Annotated in this window: 10 protein-coding genes; 4 read left to right on the forward strand and 6 right to left on the reverse strand. The window is 61.1% G+C overall.

Annotated elements, in window-relative coordinates; translation table 11 throughout:
• Window positions 1-207 precede the first annotated feature (207 nt).
• Window positions 208-5481 (reverse strand): beta strand repeat-containing protein, encoded by a 5274-nt coding sequence (locus IFO71_RS03880; protein ID WP_192028225.1) that lies wholly within the window; start codon window positions 5479-5481, stop codon window positions 208-210.
• 275 nt (window positions 5482-5756) lie between these two features.
• Between IFO71_RS03880 and IFO71_RS03885 the strand changes: the two genes are divergently transcribed.
• From IFO71_RS03885 to IFO71_RS03900, 4 genes are all read left to right on the forward strand, one after another.
• Window positions 5757-7517 carry a hypothetical protein gene (locus IFO71_RS03885; protein WP_192028226.1) on the forward strand — a complete coding sequence of 587 codons (1761 nt, stop codon included), beginning with the start codon at window positions 5757-5759 and terminating at the stop codon, window positions 7515-7517.
• 112 nt (window positions 7518-7629) lie between these two features.
• Window positions 7630-9276: a sulfotransferase gene (locus IFO71_RS03890; protein WP_192028227.1), complete on the forward strand. Its 1647-nt coding sequence runs from the start codon at window positions 7630-7632 to the stop codon at window positions 9274-9276.
• 26 nt (window positions 9277-9302) lie between these two features.
• The gene (locus IFO71_RS03895; RefSeq protein ID WP_192028228.1) at window positions 9303-10325 is read left to right on the forward strand and encodes a nucleotide disphospho-sugar-binding domain-containing protein; all 1023 of its coding nucleotides are present in this window, start codon (window positions 9303-9305) and stop codon (window positions 10323-10325) included.
• 343 nt (window positions 10326-10668) lie between these two features.
• Window positions 10669-12153, forward strand: coding sequence for a sulfotransferase family protein (locus IFO71_RS03900; RefSeq protein ID WP_225444371.1), 1485 nt, complete (start codon window positions 10669-10671; stop codon window positions 12151-12153).
• 25 nt (window positions 12154-12178) lie between these two features.
• Here the strand turns inward: IFO71_RS03900 and IFO71_RS03905 are convergent, their stop codons facing one another.
• From IFO71_RS03905 to IFO71_RS03925, 5 genes are read right to left on the reverse strand one after another with little or no spacing between them, the layout of a single operon-like run.
• Window positions 12179-13852 carry a tetratricopeptide repeat protein gene (locus IFO71_RS03905; protein WP_192028230.1) on the reverse strand — a complete coding sequence of 558 codons (1674 nt, stop codon included), beginning with the start codon at window positions 13850-13852 and terminating at the stop codon, window positions 12179-12181.
• The gene (locus IFO71_RS03910; RefSeq protein ID WP_332309308.1) at window positions 13842-14831 is read right to left on the reverse strand and encodes a Gfo/Idh/MocA family protein; all 990 of its coding nucleotides are present in this window, start codon (window positions 14829-14831) and stop codon (window positions 13842-13844) included. Before IFO71_RS03910 ends, IFO71_RS03905 begins: the two co-directional genes overlap by 11 nt.
• The gene (locus IFO71_RS03915; protein ID WP_225444362.1) at window positions 14789-15343 is read right to left on the reverse strand and encodes a dTDP-4-dehydrorhamnose 3,5-epimerase family protein; all 555 of its coding nucleotides are present in this window, start codon (window positions 15341-15343) and stop codon (window positions 14789-14791) included. The genes IFO71_RS03910 and IFO71_RS03915 overlap by 43 nt, the downstream gene beginning before the upstream one ends.
• A complete protein-coding gene (locus IFO71_RS03920; RefSeq protein WP_192028233.1) occupies window positions 15319-15864 on the reverse strand; it encodes a dTDP-4-dehydrorhamnose 3,5-epimerase family protein in 546 nt (181 codons plus the stop codon). The genes IFO71_RS03915 and IFO71_RS03920 overlap by 25 nt, the downstream gene beginning before the upstream one ends.
• A gap of 24 nt (window positions 15865-15888) precedes the next feature.
• Window positions 15889-17721: a hypothetical protein gene (locus IFO71_RS03925; RefSeq protein WP_192028234.1), complete on the reverse strand. Its 1833-nt coding sequence runs from the start codon at window positions 17719-17721 to the stop codon at window positions 15889-15891.
• Between the last annotated feature and the right edge of the window lie 58 nt (window positions 17722-17779).

The following is a 17779-nucleotide window of genomic DNA, read 5'->3' on the forward strand; positions in this document are numbered from 1 at the left end:
CAGACGGGAACTCCTTGCGAACAAGTGAGAAGCGCGACGCGAACCGTGGGAATCGACATAGATTCGTCGAGTCCCGTTGCCCCTCTCCCCAACCCCTCCCCCGCCAGGGGGGAGGGGCTTACCAGAGATTCCCTCGTTCAACTTGCACAACGCCCCGCGCTCAACTTGTATGCGCAGCCCACACTTTCCAGCCGAGGCGCTGCCCGGTTAGCCGCGCCGCATCACCGCCCATCCCAACAAACCAAAGCTCAGCATCAGCCCCAGCAGCCATAGCGGCTGCAGGGTGGGAATGAATTCCGGGCCGAGCACGCCAAAGGTGATGCCGGCACTGCTGCTGTTGCCACTGAGGGAGGTAGCACCGAACGAACCTTGCAGTGGGCTGGTGGTGTTGGTGTAGGTGCCGCCCACACCAACGATCGGAATCTGCACGTTGATACTGAAGCTGCAGCTCGCTCCCGGGGCCAGCGAACCGCCACTGAAGCTCACCACCGAGGTGCCGGTGAGGCTTGAGCCAAGGCCGCAGACATCCGATTGCGGCAGGCCCACAGCCACCGCACCCACCAGGAAGGCGTTCAGATCATCAGTGAAGTTGAGGCCGGTGACTGCTTGATTGCCGGCAGGGTTGCTGATGGTGAAGCCGACGCTGATCAAATCACCGGCCGTTGCGCTGGTCGGCATGGTCTTGCTCAGGGTTGGCACCGACACTACATCGAGATCCGCTGTGGCAGCGGTGCCGCTGGCCGGCAAACCGCTGGACATGCCACTCGGCGCCGATGTGGTGAAGGTGTAGGTACCCAGCGCGGCGCCGACCGGCACCTGCAGGGTGACGCTGAAACTGCAGGTTGCGGAAGCCGGCAACTGGCCACCACTGAGGCTGATCACACCGCCGCTGGCGCTCAGGGTGGATCCCGTGCCGCAGACATCGGCTTGCGGCAGCCCCTGGATCACCAGGCCAGGCAACACGGCAGCGACGTCATCGCTGAAGGCAATGCTGTCGAGACTGAGACTGGCGGAAATATTCTGCAGCGTGAACTCAAAGTCGGTGCTATCGCCGGGCTGCAGCAAATTGGGCGTGATGGACCGGCTGAGAATGATGCCGACATTGGCCACCGTGAGGGTGGCATCAGCCGTGGTGGCATTGCCCAGCGAAGTACTCAGCACACCCGGATTGTTGACGTAGCTGCCGGTGGCGGCGGCGAATACATTCACCTGCACCGTGCAACTCGACGATGCCGCCACGCTGCCGCCGCTGTAGCTGATCACGCCCGAGCCCACCGCAGCGGTGAGCGTACCGCCAGTGCAGGTGGTGCTTGCGTTGGCCGGGCTGGCGACCAGCAAGCCTGCCGGCAGATTGTCGGTAAACGCAAGGCCGGTGGCCGCCAGACTCGAACCGCTGTTGTCGATAGTGAAACTCAACGTTGAGGGGCTGCCCGGGGTGACCAGGGTCGGGGCAAAAGCCTGCACGAATGCCGGCACCGGCACTACGCTGAGGGTGGCGGTGGCGGTCGGGCCGTCGGCAAAGCCGGTGCTCAGCACGCTGCTGGTGTTGACATAGCTACCGGCCGCCGCCGCGCTGACGTCGACTTGCACCGTGCAGCTGCTCATCGCAGCGACGCTGCCACCGCTGTAGCTGATCACACCGGACCCGGCCGTTGCTGTCAGGGTGCCACCGGTGCAGGTGGTCGATGCGTTCGGGATAGCGGCCACCAGCAGTCCCGCTGGTAGATTGTCGGTAAACGCCAGTGCCGGCAAGGCCTGGGTCGACGCGCTGTTGTCGATGGTGAACGTCAGTGTTGAGGCGACATTGACCGGCACGGTGGCCGGGGCAAAGGCCTTACTGAACCCTGCCGTCGGCGAAACACCGAGCGTGGCGGTTGCCGACGGCCGATTGCCGATGCTGAGGCCCAGCTGGCTGGTCACGTTGACCTTGCTGCCCGGCGTGGTCGCCTGCACATCGACCGACACCGTACAGCTGCTGTTCGCCGCCAGCGCACCGCCGCTGTAGCTAAATGCGCTGGCCCCCGGCGTGGCGGTGAGCGTGCCACCGGTGCAGGTGGTGCTGGCATTGCTGGGGTTGGCCACCTGCAGGCCGGGCGGCAGCGCATCGCTCACCGCGATGCCGCTCAAGGCGACTGCAAAGGCGCTGTTGTCGATGCTCAGGGTGACCGTGCTGACACCGCCGACCACGGTGGCGATCGGCGCAAAGGCCTTGCTCAGGGTTGGCGCAATCACACTCAGGGTGCCGCTGGCAACGCCGCTCGCCGGCAAGCCCGACTGGCTGACTTGCGAACTTAACGGATAACTGCCGCTGAGGAAGCCACCAGGCAGGGTCATACTGACGCTGAAGCTACAGGACGCACCGCCGGCCAGACTGGCGGACTGCAGCAGAACCGTTCCCGAGCCGGACAATGTCGAGCCGACGCCGCAGACATCTGCCTGCGGCAGCCCGTTCAACACCACGCCAGGCAAGGCCGTCGAGATCGGCAAGGGCATGCTGAGATTGCTGAGCGCCGCAACGCCGTCGTTCTGCAATTGCACCTGCAGTACCGCTGCACCACCCGGCAGGGCCGCGTCGACAAACTGCAAGCTAAGGGTGACCGGCAGAACCTGCAGCACATCGCTGGCCGCTGGCGCCGTTTGCGCCACACCGTTGACGATGCCGCTGAGGCCCGAGCTGGTACTTGGATAGCTGCCACCTGACGCCGCCGGTACCGCCAGGGTCACATCGATGGTGCAGTTGGCGCCGGCCGCCAGTGAGCCGCCGCTGAAACTGAGGGTGGAGGTGCCGGACACCGTGCCGCCGCAAGCAGCAGCCGGCAAACCGGTGGCGACCAAGCCACTCAGAGCGGCATCGAGATCGTCGGTAAAGGCCAAGGCACTGGCAGCGTTCAGGCCATCGGCATTCTCCAGCGTATAGCGCAGATTGACGCTGCCGCCCGCCTGCGCCGGATCGTCGGTGAATGCCTTGCTGAAGTTGAAGGCGTCGATGACCTGCAGGTCATCGACCATCGGCGCGGCGGTGAACGGCGAGCCGTTCTGGGTGGCACTGATGGTGCCGGTGGCCGAGCCATACACGCCGGTCGGCGCAGCGGCCGGCACCTGCAGAATGACATCAAAGGTACAGGTAGCGAGCGCGGGGATAACCAGATTGGTCGCACTCAGGGTGGTGGTGCCGGTGAACACCGAGCCTCCACCACACACCGTTCCACTGGCCGGCAGGGATGTGGCCGACAGGCTGGGAAGCGCTGCGCTGTAGGGGTCGGTGAAGGAGCTGATGGTGATGGAATCCGTCGTGCTCTGATTGACCAGGGTGTAACGGAGGGTGACCGCGGTGTCGCGGAAAGCTGGGTCGTCGACGAATTCCTTGCTCGCCGCCAGGCCATGAATCGACAAGGTGTCGGTTGCCCCGAGGCTGGAGGCGGACACACCCAGCACGGTGGCGGACACGTTGGACGTGGTATTGGGGTAGCTGCCTGCCGTGGCCCCTGCCGGCACCTGCAAGGTAACGGTGAAGTCGCAGCTCTCTCCCGGCATCAGACTGCCGCCAGCCAGGGTCAGCAGGCTGGTTCCGCTCAGGGTGGAACCTGCGCCGCAGACATTGCTCAGCGGCAGGCCGGTGGCGACCAGGCCAGTTAGCGCAGCATCCAGGTCGTCAGTGAAACTGATAGCGGTGGCGGCACCGGGCGACAGCTCATCGAGGGAGAGACTGAACTGCAGGTCGACCGTCGCGCCGGCCAACACCGGATTGCTGAGGAATTCCTTGCCAAGGCGCGGCGCCTCGACCACCGCCAGCGTATCGCTGGCAGCCGGGCCAATCACCGGACCCGAGGCAGTGGCGGTGACATCGCTGGTGGTGCTGAGGTAGTTACCCGCCGCGGCGCCGGTGGCCACATTCAAGGTGAGCGAGAAGGTGCAGCTGGCGCCCGGAGCCAAGGTGATGCTGTTTACCGAGAACACCGCAGGAACCGAATCCAATCCCACCGGATTGGTCAGCGGTTGAAAGCCGGCGTTGCCCGTTCCGCTGCAGAAGTTCGCCGCAGGCGCGCCGCTGGGCGAGGTCGGCAGTATGGTCGGCAGGGTGTCGGAGAACGCCACACTAGTCAGCGTCTCGGTGCCCGAGGGGTTGCTCAGACTGTATTCCAGGGTGACCACGCCACCGGCGCCGACCGGGTCATCGGTGAAACTCTTGGATAAGAGAGGAATGGTCTGCACCACCAGGGTGTCGCTGGCCTGGGTGCCAGTCACCGGGCTGCCGCCGACATTGGCCGTCACTGCAGTACTGGTGCTGGGATAGCTCGCCGCTGTTGCGCCCGCGGGCACCGACAGGCTGACATTGATCTGGCACCCCGCTTCCGCCGCCAGCGATGCGCCGCTCAAACTCAAGGCGGTGGTGCCGACACCATTCACCGTACCGCCGCAGCTATTGCTGTTCAGCGTGGCAAAGGTCAGGCCGCTGAGCGCTGCGCCGAAGTTGTCGCTGAAGGCCAGGCTGCTGGCGGCGTTGTTGCGATCGAAATTGAACAGCTGATAGGTCAGGCTGACCGTGCCGCCGGGCGGAGTCGGGTCGTTATCAAAAGTTTTCGACAGGTTCAGTGGCTGCGCCGGCACATCGAGCAAGGCGTTGGCAAAGCCGACCGCGAAGTTCGAGAACCCGACCGTGGCATTCACCGTATTCGACTGGTTGATGAAGGCACCAAAACTCGAGGTAGTGACATTGAAGCCAATCGTGCACGAGGCCCCCGCCGCCACCGCCGGAAACATGGCGCTACCGTTGTAGAAATAGGTGAATGAGGTCGCACCCGGCGTGGCGGAGACAGTGATGGGCGTTACCGGCGCGGTGACGCAGTCAAAGCTCAAGTCAGCTGGCGATGCGATGCGCATACCGGCAGGCAGCGGATCGCTGAAATTCAGCACGTTCACCGGCGCGGCATTGGCCGTGTTATCGATGGTGAAGGTGAGCCGACTCGCTTGCCCCAGCCCGATGCTGCTGGGCGCGAACGCCTTGCTGACACCCGGCCGACCGGCGTCTACGGTCAGATCATCGGTGGCCGGCCCGGAGTTGCCCAGGTTGGAGGTGAGATCGCCGCTGACATTCGTGTGCGTACCAACGACAGCGCTGGTGACCGGCACGCGAATGGTGCAGCTGGCGCCCAGACCCAGCGTGCCATCGCTCAATTCGATGGTGCTGCCGCCTGCTGGCGCGCTCAACGTGCCGCCGCAATTGTTGGTTAAGGAGGCAGGTGTGGCAATGGTGACGCCGGCCGGCAGAATATCGACAAACGCCAGGCCGCTGGCCGACGCGATGCCGCCGCTATTGTCGATGGTGAACTGCAGCACCGTGGTGCTCCCCGGCCCGATGGTATCGGGGCTGAAGCTCTTGCTGAAGGTAGGCATCCCACCGCCTGCCAGGGCCGGCGTCGACGCGGTCGCCAACACCATCAAGGCGGCCCACTCGCCGCCACTCATCCTGCGCTTCTGCATGTCGCCCCCAACCTGGTCGCCTGCCCTTGGACGAAGGCGCTGCAGCGACACTCGTCGCCTCGCCATCGTCTACCTGAACTTCGAGCGCGAGCTGCTCGGGCCGGCCCGGCCAGCGATTCGCGACGCCCGACAGTGTGCGGGCAAAGTAACCCTTGGCGGCGGGCCTGTCCACACGCTGGGCGGGCGAGCGAAAATCACGACTGTCTTGATGCCACGCTGCGCCGCCATCGTCGCCGAGGTGGCCAGAGAACGGTGCGCGGGCGGGCAAGGGCCCAGTGCCGGCGTTTGACCGGGACAGTGGCCAAATCCCGCAACGCAGAGCGTGGTCACTCGCCGCTTCGTCAAGTCAAGGGCGCGGACAAAAACGGGCGTTGCTCAGGCCGGGCCTGCGACCTCAAAGGATTCGGCTCCAGGCCCGATCACGCCGCCTTCACCGAAGGTTGGCTTCAGCATCGATTAAGCGCAAAATCGAACGGTCAGGAACACGAAATACGGTTCGATGCGTCCGCTGCGCGGGGTCGAGACGTACTGTTCCTATCGCTTTCGACGGGAGACCTCTGATGACCCTGCTCAACACCTTGCGCCTCGCTCCGCTGGCCCTTGGACTCGCACTGGCCTCGACTGCGCACGCAGCGGCCCCGGAACTCGATGTTAAGGGCGGCAGCCCGGTGCTGCGGATTGGCGATCAGGCTCCCGCCTACACCGTGAAGGTGGGCTACCCCGACGGACGCATCTCGCAAACCGAGCTGCTGGCCGGAGAATCCCTGGCGATCGCACCGGATGCCGGCAAGGCCCTGGCCGACGGCTACTACCGCATCGAGATGACCCCCATCCTCGGCGTAACCCAGCGTGGCGACGCCGCCAACCTGCTCAGCGCCGACCAAGAGAAGTCGCGCCCGCAAGGCAACACCATCAGCACCGGGTTTCGCGTAGCCAACGGCCAGCTGATCAGCGCCGAAGCCAAGGAACCAATGCTGGCTCAGGCCGGCAAGTCAGATCAGGACAACGGGTTGATGAAAGATCAGGTGATCATCGATGACCTGATCGTCGACGGCAGCGCCTGCATCGGCACCGACTGCGCCAATGGCGAAAACTTCGGCTTCGACACCCTGCGCTTGAAAGAGAACAACACCCGCATCAAGTTCGACGACACCTCCAACTCCGGCAGCTTCCCCTTCGTCGACTGGCAACTCACCGCCAACGAATCAGATAACGGCGGCTTGAACAAGTTCTCCATCGACGACGTCACCAACGCCAAGATCCCGTTCACCATCGAAGCCAACGCCCGCAGCAACAGCCTCTACGTGAAAAACAGCGGCCGCATCGGCATCGGCACCAACCTGCCCGCGGTGCAGGTGCATCAGAAAGACGGCAACACCCCCACCTACCGCCTGGAACAAGACGGCAGCTCCGGCTTCAGCGCCCAAACCTGGGACGTGGCGGGTAATGAGACCAACTTCTTTATTCGCGATGTGACCAATGGGTCGAAGCTGCCGTTCAAGATCATTCCGAATGCGCCGAATAATGCGCTGTATGTGGCGGCTTCGGGGAATGTGGGGCTGTCGACGGCCAGTCCGGCCTCACTGCTACACCTTCGTGGCGCGGGCTCAGTGCTGCCACGAATTACCCTTGAGAACGCGGATGCCACTGGCGACAACTGGCTCTTTGATGTGTCAGACAACCACGATTTTCGGATCAGCGTGAACGGAACCGGCGTGCAAGAGTTCCTGCTAGATGACGCGGGAAACCTGACCATCACTGGCACCTTGACCACGGCGATGGGCAACACCTGCGCGGCGGGCTGTGACCGAGTTTTCTCCGAGGACTACGCGCTTGAGGGCATCGACGAGCACGCGTCAATGATGTGGCAGAACCGATACCTGCCAGCAGTTGGCCCAACCGACGAGAATGCTCGATCGATCAACATTACCGCGAAGATCGGCGGCATGTTGAACGAACTGGAGAAGGCTCATATTTACATCGAGCAGCTGCATCGTAGGCTGAATGAGCTTGAGGCTAAGTTGAACGACAAATAACGACCCTCAACGGCAACGCCATTGAACTCAGCGCGCTGCGGAAGTAGCGCGCTGGTGCATTCAGCATGGCGATTCGCCACCCTCGGATGACACTTTAGGTGAAAGCGAAAGGATGACTCAGCTCAACCGACTCACCTTGGTGGTGGTGACCGGCTGTCAGCGAAGCGGCACAACATTGCTGGGGCAAATGATTGGAGCCCACCCGAGCGCCTTTCTCGTTGACGAGCCTGATGTGTACCCGCTGCTGGACTCTATCTTGCAGCAGAGCGCTGATTCAGAACAGCTGCTTCGCGAAACAGTTCAGTCGGTTTGCAAGCAGTACCGCAACAAGGACAGATGCGACATAGACGGCGTGTTGCTGCCTACGGTGACCCACCTGGTCTTCAAGGCCCCCAACGCGGTTTTCGAGTACGCCACGTTTCGCGAATTGTCCGCGAGTCAATTCAAGTTCGTTTTTGCGGTGAGGGATGCGCGAGATGTGGTTGCATCGATGGCGCGCCTCTCGCACATCAAGATGGTGGAGAATCAAACTCGTTGGTTTGGCAAAAGTTCTGCGAAGACTCAGGCCCGGCACGAGCAACAATTTGCCCTGACGCAGGACTCCAGCTTGTCGTTGCCGGTAAGGCGAGCGCACATGTGGGCGGTCAAGACTGGCTTGTTCAAAGAGTTCTGCGCCCCGCCACTCAACGGGATTCGTGTTGACTACCACGCACTGGTCGCGTCGCCCTCAGTGATTCGCGCTGAAGTTCTGCAATACTGCGGGCTAGTCGCCGAAGACGCAAGGGATCACGAAACCGAGTTTCTGGGCTTAGGCCCCGGCTTTACCGCGCGTCAGCGACCGGTGGACAGCAGCTCAGTCGCCCGCTGGAAACACAGTCTATCGGCCGTTGACGAAGAGCAGGTGTGGAACATCGCTGCCCCACTCATGCAAGAGCTTGGATATTCCCGCGGACTCATGCCGAGCATCGAAATTCGCGAGAACGACAGCAAACTACTAGGGCCAGTGATAGTGCTCGGACGAGGTGGCAGCGGTACCAGGCTACTCTCCAAGCTGATCCAGGAACTAGGCGTCCATTTGGGCTCCGAACTCAATGGAGCGGAAGACTCCATGGAGTGGGTGGACATCGTTTACGAGCTGGCGCTTAGGAAGCTGCGCGGGGACTCTTATTCCAACTCCTACGCCAGGGAGACTTTGCTCAAGCGAGCCGAGGTTGTAGTGGCGAGGGCACCCAATGAAGGCGCGCCTTGGGGCATGAAGCTGCCAGAGGCCATGCTCGTAATACCGGAACTGCGCCTCGCATTTCCCAACGCCAAATTCATTCATCTTGTGCGAGACCCGGTCGACACGTGCATGCGCCGCACGCACAAGACCTCGCGACTGGACAACCCGGTTGGAGCGGCCGTGCTGAGATGCGCTTACGCTAAGCTAGGATTCAAACATCACCCAGCGTCGGACCCTGATCACGTCAAGAATGCAATCAGCTGGGAGTATCAGGTATCTCAAGCACTGGATCAGTGTGCAGACCTGTCGGATCAACAGCACATGCTCGTTCGCTACGAGGATCTCTGCGAACAGCCGCAGATACAGGCTGACCGGGTCGCGCGTTTTCTCGGCTGTGCGCCGCGCCACACCGGCATTGGAGCAATCATTGAAGAGTCCCGCCGACGCCAATGGCAGGACGGTGATGAGCGCGTATCGGACGTGAACCAGATATGCGGAGGCACGGCTGAGCGCTTGGGCTATCGGCCGGCGCGATGAAAGCAGCATTCGTAGTTGGACCTGCGATGGGCCACGCTGTTAGAGCGGTTTCGATAGCAACTCAGCTTTCGAGCCTGTTTCGGGAAATCAGGTTTTTCAGCGCGGATCTGTATGAACATGTGCGGAGGGCAACGCTCGGCCGTTTCCCATTGGAATGCATTCCGATTTCGGAATTGCGCACACCCTTTGAAGAATTTGGGCCCAAGCTAACAAGCTGTTTAGACGTTCTCGCTCCGGACCTGGTGCTGTTCGATATCGAACCTACTCGATGGCTTTCCACCTTCGGACCAGTCTCTGCTCCATCTGTCTACATCAGCAACATTTTTCTAACCCATCCCTTTGGGCCTTCAACGGCGCAAGATAAGTACTGGGCATCGCACGGCCCCCGCGCAAATAACATTCGAGAGAAATCGGGCCTACCATTGATCAACGACCCTCGAGAGATCTATCGCAGGGATCTTGTAATGCTCGCTGACCCACCTTGCATAACCAGCAGCTTAACGAAGGATGATCCAACATTTGCGATCATTGGTCCGCAGGCCGCCCCAGCGGAAGTGGCCTTGCCGCATGATTTCCCAAAGTCGGACCCGCTCGTCGTATTTTGCGGCGGTTCGACGGGCAGTCACGCTGCCTCCGAGGCAATCATTCACTACCTCCGCCGCCAATTCAGTGAATGTAAGTTCGTCTGCCTCGGAGAGTCTGCCCTTTGCGACTCAGTTCGTCCGTTCGCAGATCAAGAATTTGCTTATGCGCCGCTTCAAAAGGCCCTCCTCTCAAGCCGACTGCTGGTGTCTCACGGCGGATCGGGAACGAGCTACCTGGGCCTGAGCGGGGGCGTACCCAACCTGGTAATTCCCGGCCATGCAAACCACCGAATCCTCGGCGATATCATTGAGTCGATAGGCGCTGGAGTCTGCTTGAATAGTGAGGACTCGCCGCCAATTAACCGAGATTGGCCTGCACTTGCCCTCGGGGCGAAGAAGGCGTCGCTAGATTGCGTTGCTTCCGAGAGCCCACGTTGCCTGATCGAGAGCTTGCTGTCGAAGTAAGTCGTTGTTGTTTATTGTCGCAACGCTACGAACGTGCACGGCTTCCTGCGCAGTACTCAGGCTGAAATGGGGTGAGGCAGTCTTTTGAACTTTCGAGGAGCAAAGCTGCCTGGCAGTTCCACCACCGCCGATTCAGTCGGGTGAAGCGGCCAGATTGCGGAGGCCGACCAAATCGTTCAATGTTGCGCAATCATCGGGCGGCGGGTCCAGCTAACTCATGGAATCATGCGTTTCGAGCAAAACTAGGCGCAAACTGCCGCGAATTCCGGCACTGGAAGCACCTGCGACAACTCCGCTGAGCTTCATAGCAGTTCGTTACTCGGGCGAGTTTGAGCACAACTTGATGCGCTCTGCACCAATCACGAACCCCCTCAATGAGGTTGTAGTAGTCGACAACCGATGCAATCTGCATTTCGACACCCTGTCGGAAGCAATACTTCAAGGGGTCGGAAGAGCTCAATACGAGCTGCTCGTCATTGTGCACGAGGACGTCTTGCTACTACCTGGCTGGCAGGAACAGTTCGAACGATCGCTTGCAGTTCTCAATGCGTCGGATCCGACATGGGGACTTCTCGGCGTGGCCGGCTGGACATCATCGGGTGCCGCTAGAGGGCATTGGAGCGACCCACATGGCTATTCGAACTACTTTGCAGAAGGACAATGTTTTGATGAAGTCGCTCGCATTGACGAGCAGCTGATGGTCGTACGCAAGTCTGGACCGTTGCAGTTCGACAGGCGACTGCCCAGCATCCACAACATTGGCCGCGATCTTGCGAGGCAGGCGCGCACGGCCGGCGTTAAGACCTATGTCGTGGATGCACCGACCGTCCACAAGTATGCCGATGCAGAGGGCAAGCCGATCAGCCGCGCGATTGACAGCCCCAAGATTCAGGGCCGCAAGTCGAGGACCTACATTGCCGACAAAGCGCTGAGCGATGCGTACCTTGAGGCAAAATGGTCGGCCGAAGGCGCAAACAAAGCTCGCGTCGATGATTTCCAATTCGAGAGCCGTCCCCCACTTGTCCTTGTCTCCAGAGGCGGAAGCGGCAGTCGATTGCTGGCGACGCTGGCTCAGGACTGTGGCGTGTTTATCGGCAACGAATTGGGCGCATCCGGAGATGCCCTGGAGATGGTTCACAGCGTCTATCGGGGCGTGCTCCGCAAATTCCGGTATCGAAGCAAAGAGGGCTTTCAGCAGACAGTCGATGATCTTCGCGCCAGCGCTGCCGCCATGCTTGCAAAGCAGCCCGAGTCACTTATTCACTGGGGCTTTAAATTGCCCGAGAGCATTCTGATCTTGGACGAAATTGCTGTTGCATTTCCGTTCGCGCGATACATTCAGCTGCTGCGCGACCCATTGGAGACCTGCTTGCGTCGCACACACATGACAGCACGCTGGGACAACCAGATTGGACAAGCAACGCTTCGCGCCGCCTACGAGCATTGTCTTCTTGATATCGGGCAGGCGCTAGATGACCCGCCCGAGTTGCATATGGCGATCACGACGAAGCATCAACTCGATCTCGCGCTCGACTTCATGACACGGCTCGGTCCAGATCGAGCAATGGTTGTACGCTTCGAAGACCTTATCCAGCAGTCCAAACGCGTGCTAAGTCAAACCAGAGCGTGGATCGGGACGAGCGACCCGATACAGCCGAGCTCGACGCTGCTTTCAATGATCGACCCAGAGCGCGCCATGAGGGCGCGCGAGGCCTACTCCAAGGAAGCTGCGCAACCTCTCGAAGCTGTCTTCGGCGACCTTTCGCAAAGGCTGGAAGCACATCTGGCCAAGTTTGGGAATCTCTCCCAGGTCTGCAATGCGCTCTAGTGACGAAGTATCAATTGGGTGAACTTCATGCCGCCAGTTGCGCTTGGGCTGCCTGCAATCCGCGGTGCCGCGGGTGGAACTGTAAACCGGTACTCAGCACCGTCATTGCTTGATCAACTCGCCCCAACTCTTGAAGTGCCCTCGCGCGAATGAGGTAGTAGTTCGTCGGCAATCTGGGCGCCAACGATCCAGCTCTGTCGAGCAAGCTCAAGCAGCTCACAAAGTCGCGGCGCGCATCTGCGCACTTCGCCAACGCCAACCAAACAGCAGACTGATCGGGATTTCGCTCTGCCAACGTGAGTGCATAGGCCTCGGCCTGTTGAAACCGCTGAAGTTGCAGCAGCAGGTTGACCAACCCCGTCAGTGGCGCCCTGCCTACATTTCGGTCGGCAGACAGAGCCTCCTTATAGACTTCGATGGCCTCGTCCTCGCGCCCGCTGCGCAGCAGCAGTCGGGCCAGGCCGCCTCTCAGTACGGCGTTCTTTGGCGCCAGCTCAAGCTCGGCACGCAGTAGCTGCGCTGCTCTCTCATCTTTACCGCGCGCTGCCAGCGCTTGCGAATAGCTGACCATCAAGTCAGCATGCTGAGTGCCCGCCACAATCTCTGTCCCACCCAACACTGACTCTGCAACATCTACCGCCTGATCGAACTGGCCCATTGCATTCAAGGCGGCGCAAAGCCTGGCCGTGGCATAGGAACAGGCTGGCCTGCTCTCGAATCGAAGACGCCAGCGCGCGGCGAGATCTTGCCAATTCGAAACTCCACTGCTCTGCTGAAAGCCAAGGCTAAGCTCTTCGAGCTGTGCCTCCAGCATGGTGCATCGAGAACTCATCATCGATTCACCGCTATCGCATTCGCTGACGGCGTCAGCGCCGCGATCAATCTCAATTCGACTGTGGTCTAGCAATGCGTCGAGTGAATCAAAGTGTTTATCTCGCAGCGCATTGAGCAAAGGGCCAACTTGAAAGTGAAGCCGCGCTTGGATCATTGCCGGCCCCGCTTGCTCAAGCCTACGCACCCACTCTGAGAGTTCCTGACGGCGCCGCGCCTCTGGCCAGTTTCCCCGATACGGTGAGGGGAAGTGCAATGCGGTTGGCTGCAATACCGAAGCCAGGCGCTCGGACGGCAAGGCCATCCATTTGCTCCACATGTAGAGGTCAGTCCAGCACCCCACCGGCGTCGTCGTCCAACCCTGCTCGAGCGACAGGTAGGCAGTTCGCCTGTGCGCGGCGAACGGCAGGCCAAACAGATTGGCTCGCCGATTGCGCAGCATCGCGCGCATGTCGTCGCTCTTCAAGGAACCCAGCAGCGCCGTCAGCGTGCCGTCAACATCGACGGCCACATGCAGCGAGTGCACGAAATCAGCACGCTGTAGCGCCGAGCGCAAGGTGGTCACATGATGCTCAAGCCAAAGGTCGTCGTCCGACTGATAGAGGATGTAGGGCGAGGACGACTCTCGAATCACCTGGTCGCGATAGGGCTCGCCGGTGCGCGCAGACTTCGGAAACTCCCGAAACACGATACGCGAGTCCTGCGCACACAGATCAAGCGCAACACGCCTGGTCGCTTCGGTTACGCCATCACCGATGATGACGATTTCGAGATCGCTGAATGACTGTCGCCGTACGCTGCCAATCGACTCATGCAGGGTGTCGGCGTGATCGTACGTCGGTACGATAACGGTTACTTCAGCACTCATTGCTGCCACTGTTACGCAGGCGCTCGGCCGCAGCTCTCATGTCGGCGATCATCGCCACCACGGCAGCAGCCTCATTGGCATTGGAAAGCGGTGCGGGGCCGCCTTTCAAGTAGTCGCAGAACCAGCGTAGCTCACGCAGCAAGGGGAACTCCGTCGACACGCCGAGCTTCTCTGCCAGCGGCAGCTTGCTGGGCAGGCGTTCGCCATCCAGCCGATAGAGATTCACGTGATCGGCATACGGGTCGTCCAGCAGCAGCACCGCGCCTTCGCACACCACCCTCACTTCGCGCAGATGGACGGGGTAATTGTCCGACACCCGAGTGGTTGCACCAACGCTGTCGGAAAGAAGGGCCGATATCCCGCACAACTCCCCGTTTCGCCACTCGCCCAGCGCCGATCGCAGCGGCGGAATCCGGCCCAGCACATGGCGAATAATGGAAAGCTCGTGCGGCATCACCGTCCACACGACGTCCACATCTGAATGGCTACTGCCCCACTGCAGGCGATGCGAATCGATGGAAATAACCCGCCCAAACTCTGCCGCGGCAACACGCTCAGCCAGTAACTCAATAGCCGGGTGATAGCGCCACTTGTCCATGACAAACACGCGATCGGCGGCAAGATCGGCAATCTCCCAAGCGCCGTCGGCGTTGTCAGTCAGAGGCTTCTCGCAGAACACCGGAACATTCCGCGGCAGCGTCTGTTTCAGGATTTCGTAATGCAGGCTGGTCTTGACCGCAATGATGATTCCATCGACCTGATCGGTCAGCGCCTCAAGATCGCCCACTGCACTCAGCGCACCGTGCTCGCGGGCATAACGACGACTTTCATCGCTAACACTCACCACCGACACCCTACATCCGAGAGCGAGCAGATCGCGAAGAATATGCCGCCCCCAGCGGCCACATCCGATCAAACCTATATGTGGATCTGCAGTCACGGTGCATCCTCGGTCAATTCGGCAATTCGACATCTCCATTCGCCGACCAGCTGTTCATAGCTGCCCAGCGCCGCATCGCGTACCGACAGCGTGGGTGCGGCACACGGCCAGGGGATGCTCAGGCTCGGATCGTTCCAGATGCAGCCCAATTCATCACGCGGATCCCACTCCTTGCTCAGTCCATACAAGACCTTGCTGGGTCCAGGAGAATAGAAACCGTGCAGGACACCCGCAGGGATGATCAGCGTTTGCGGAGTCGAGGCAGCCAGCTCAAACAGCGACACCCGCTCGAAGCCGGGGCCATCCCTCACATCGGCCAGCGCGATCAATAGAGCGCCGCTCAGAACCGTGAAGGAATCCTCACGACAAGCATGGACATGCATTCCACGCAGGGTACCCGGCCTTGAGCACACCAGGTTGAACTGCGCGAACTCGAATCGAGAGCGGCCGAGGGCTATGGAATCAGCGGAATCAGACACTGAGCCCAGTGACTGCAATTGAACGCCGCGCGGCAAGGGCGCCAAGCCTAGCACTCTCCTTCCTCCCGGCATTGCGATGCATTGGCTGTCCCGCACTGCGCCGATTCGAGCTCTGGCCAGTTCAGGCCCAGCGCAGGGTCGTTCCAACGATAGCGGCGAGGCTCAGAATCGGGCGCGCAGCCGGGCAGCGTTGCAAGCCCCGTCATCACCAGAGCGTCTTCGAGACAGCAGTAGCCAAACACCACCCCAGGCGGCAACCAAAGGCCGGCGACCGGCCCGAGCGTTAGCATGGTGGAGCGTTCAGCAGCCGTGGAATCTTCTCGCGCGTCATGCAGGCCGACCGTGATTCGCCCGGCCATCAGGGCCAGCCAAACCGCGCTGTGCTCATAGCACCACAACCCACGCACAGCATTGGCCCCGAGCCGTTCAATATCCAGCTTTGCTATTTGGGCTGACGCCGACCAGGAACTGCGGAACACTTCGGTAAGACCGCCGCGAGCATCGGTGTGCGTGGTCAGATCGAACTGCACGATGTCGCGACCGTCCAATCGAACGCTGTTCTCCCGCGCCTTGTGCACCAGCTTGCCTGTCATTGACCTATGCAATCCTAGACCGCTTCAGTTTGGCAGCGGACACCCCGGGGTCAAGCGTTCGGAGCCATCCTCGAAGCTGAGCACGACACAGCTCAGGCGCTGGGTTGCCGAAACGACCTCCCAGCTACTCAGACTGACCGCGCGCCCGGACTCAAGTACCAGCTGGGCCGATTCGTCCAGCACAAAGTGTGGCAGCTCCACGCTGAAGTATTCGTTGTCGCGCACATGATCGAGCCGAATCGGTATTCGATCAACCGACTCCCCGCTGCGCGCCACCAACTCGACGACACCGTCCAGTTTTTCGGTATAGGTGGCCATGCGAATCTTGATACTCGAGACTCGGCGACCGTCCCGCCACGACGGCTCGAAGGCAAGCGCGAGCGGCGAATTCGGCGCCAGTCGACTGCTGGGCTCCAGCGTCACCGGTGTGTCGGCCGGTGTCAGGCCGATTTCATCCAGATCGATATCACGGCGCACAAAGAACGCGGGATTGTCGAGTTGCCGGTATTCGGCGCGCAGCACTTCATCAAGGCAGCCGGCGAACGATAGCCAAGGGTAGCGGCCCCAGAAGTCGCCTCGATCCGCCAACACAACTTTGGGCCGGTTGCGCTTGATGTCCTCGCAAGCGTCAATACTCACTCCCAACACCGGCTGCCGGTTGTACTCGGCTTGCCACGGGCTGAAGAAGAAATGGCCCGATGCTGGCAGGCGGTCGGCGTCGATGTAGTAGTACGGCACGAACGAATAGGCCAGGATCCTGTCAGCCGGCTCGGTGGCCCGTGCAACCAGTCGCGCAAACTCTGTGTTCTTTGGAATCAACGGGCCCAGCTTGGCACGATCGGACGGCAGCAGCAGGCTCAGCTTGACGATGAGCAGGGTCATTAGCCCCAACCACACTGGCGCATTCTTCCAGTCAAGCCTGCTCGCTGCCGGCACAAACAGCAGCGGCATGGCCAGGGCGGCGTAGTAAAAAGTCACGCCATGAAAGTTGTCGCCGCGCACCAGCAGACTGCCCAGCGCTGCGCCGATGGCGATTGCCCGCCAGCCTAGCGCCCACTTGGCTCGCGAGGCCATTACGGCCAGCGCCGCAACCAGGGCTATCAGGAGAACCACGCTACGACGATCGGCTAGCACTGCGTCATAGGCGGCCAGCAGGGGCTGCGGCATCGCCACATTGACGTAGTTCGGCAGGATCACCAGATTCATGTACAGGTGAAAGGCGACGAATCCTGACAGCGAACCAATCGCCGCAAGCCATAGCAGCTGCAGCGCGATGCCGAACGCCAACCATCCACTCGCCGCTCGCCAGTTCTCGCGTCGCAAGGCCGCAACAAACAGAAGCACGGCCGCCGGCGTGTAGGTGAAGGCGAGAAAAGGCAGCGCTGCCAGCGCGAGGCAGCCCACGGCCACACGCCAGCGCGGCAAGCCCGACGTACCGCAGGCAACCGGCAACACCCAGAGTGCAAGCGCAATGGCAAACAGGCAGCCGGCATAGTTCTGATACATGCCCATCTGCCCGAAGATGTCGGGCAGGAAGAGCACCATGAATGCCGCCACCAGCGCGATCACGATCGGCCGGTAATCAGACCTGCTCAGCAGCGGACTGCTGGCCAACGCGATCAAAACCAGCCATTGCAGCCCCGCTTGCGGCAAACGATGCACCGACACGCCGAAGCTTCCGAACTGTTCCAACAACCAACCCGGGAAAAAGGTCAGCGGCCCATGGTGATTGAATATCTCTGAGTACAGACGATGGCCAGCAGCCATCATCTTGGCGGTGACAATGGTCTCCGACTCGTCACCAAACTCCTGCACCTTGAGCAGCTCAACCTGATAGCGCGCAACCAGGGCCAGCATGAGCCCGCAAACGGCCCACATCCATGCGAGCGGCGATCTCAGCCATGCGCCGAGCCCG

Source organism: Pseudomarimonas arenosa (genome assembly GCF_014841215.1).
Classification (GTDB): Bacteria; Pseudomonadota; Gammaproteobacteria; order Xanthomonadales; family Xanthomonadaceae; genus Pseudomarimonas; species Pseudomarimonas arenosa.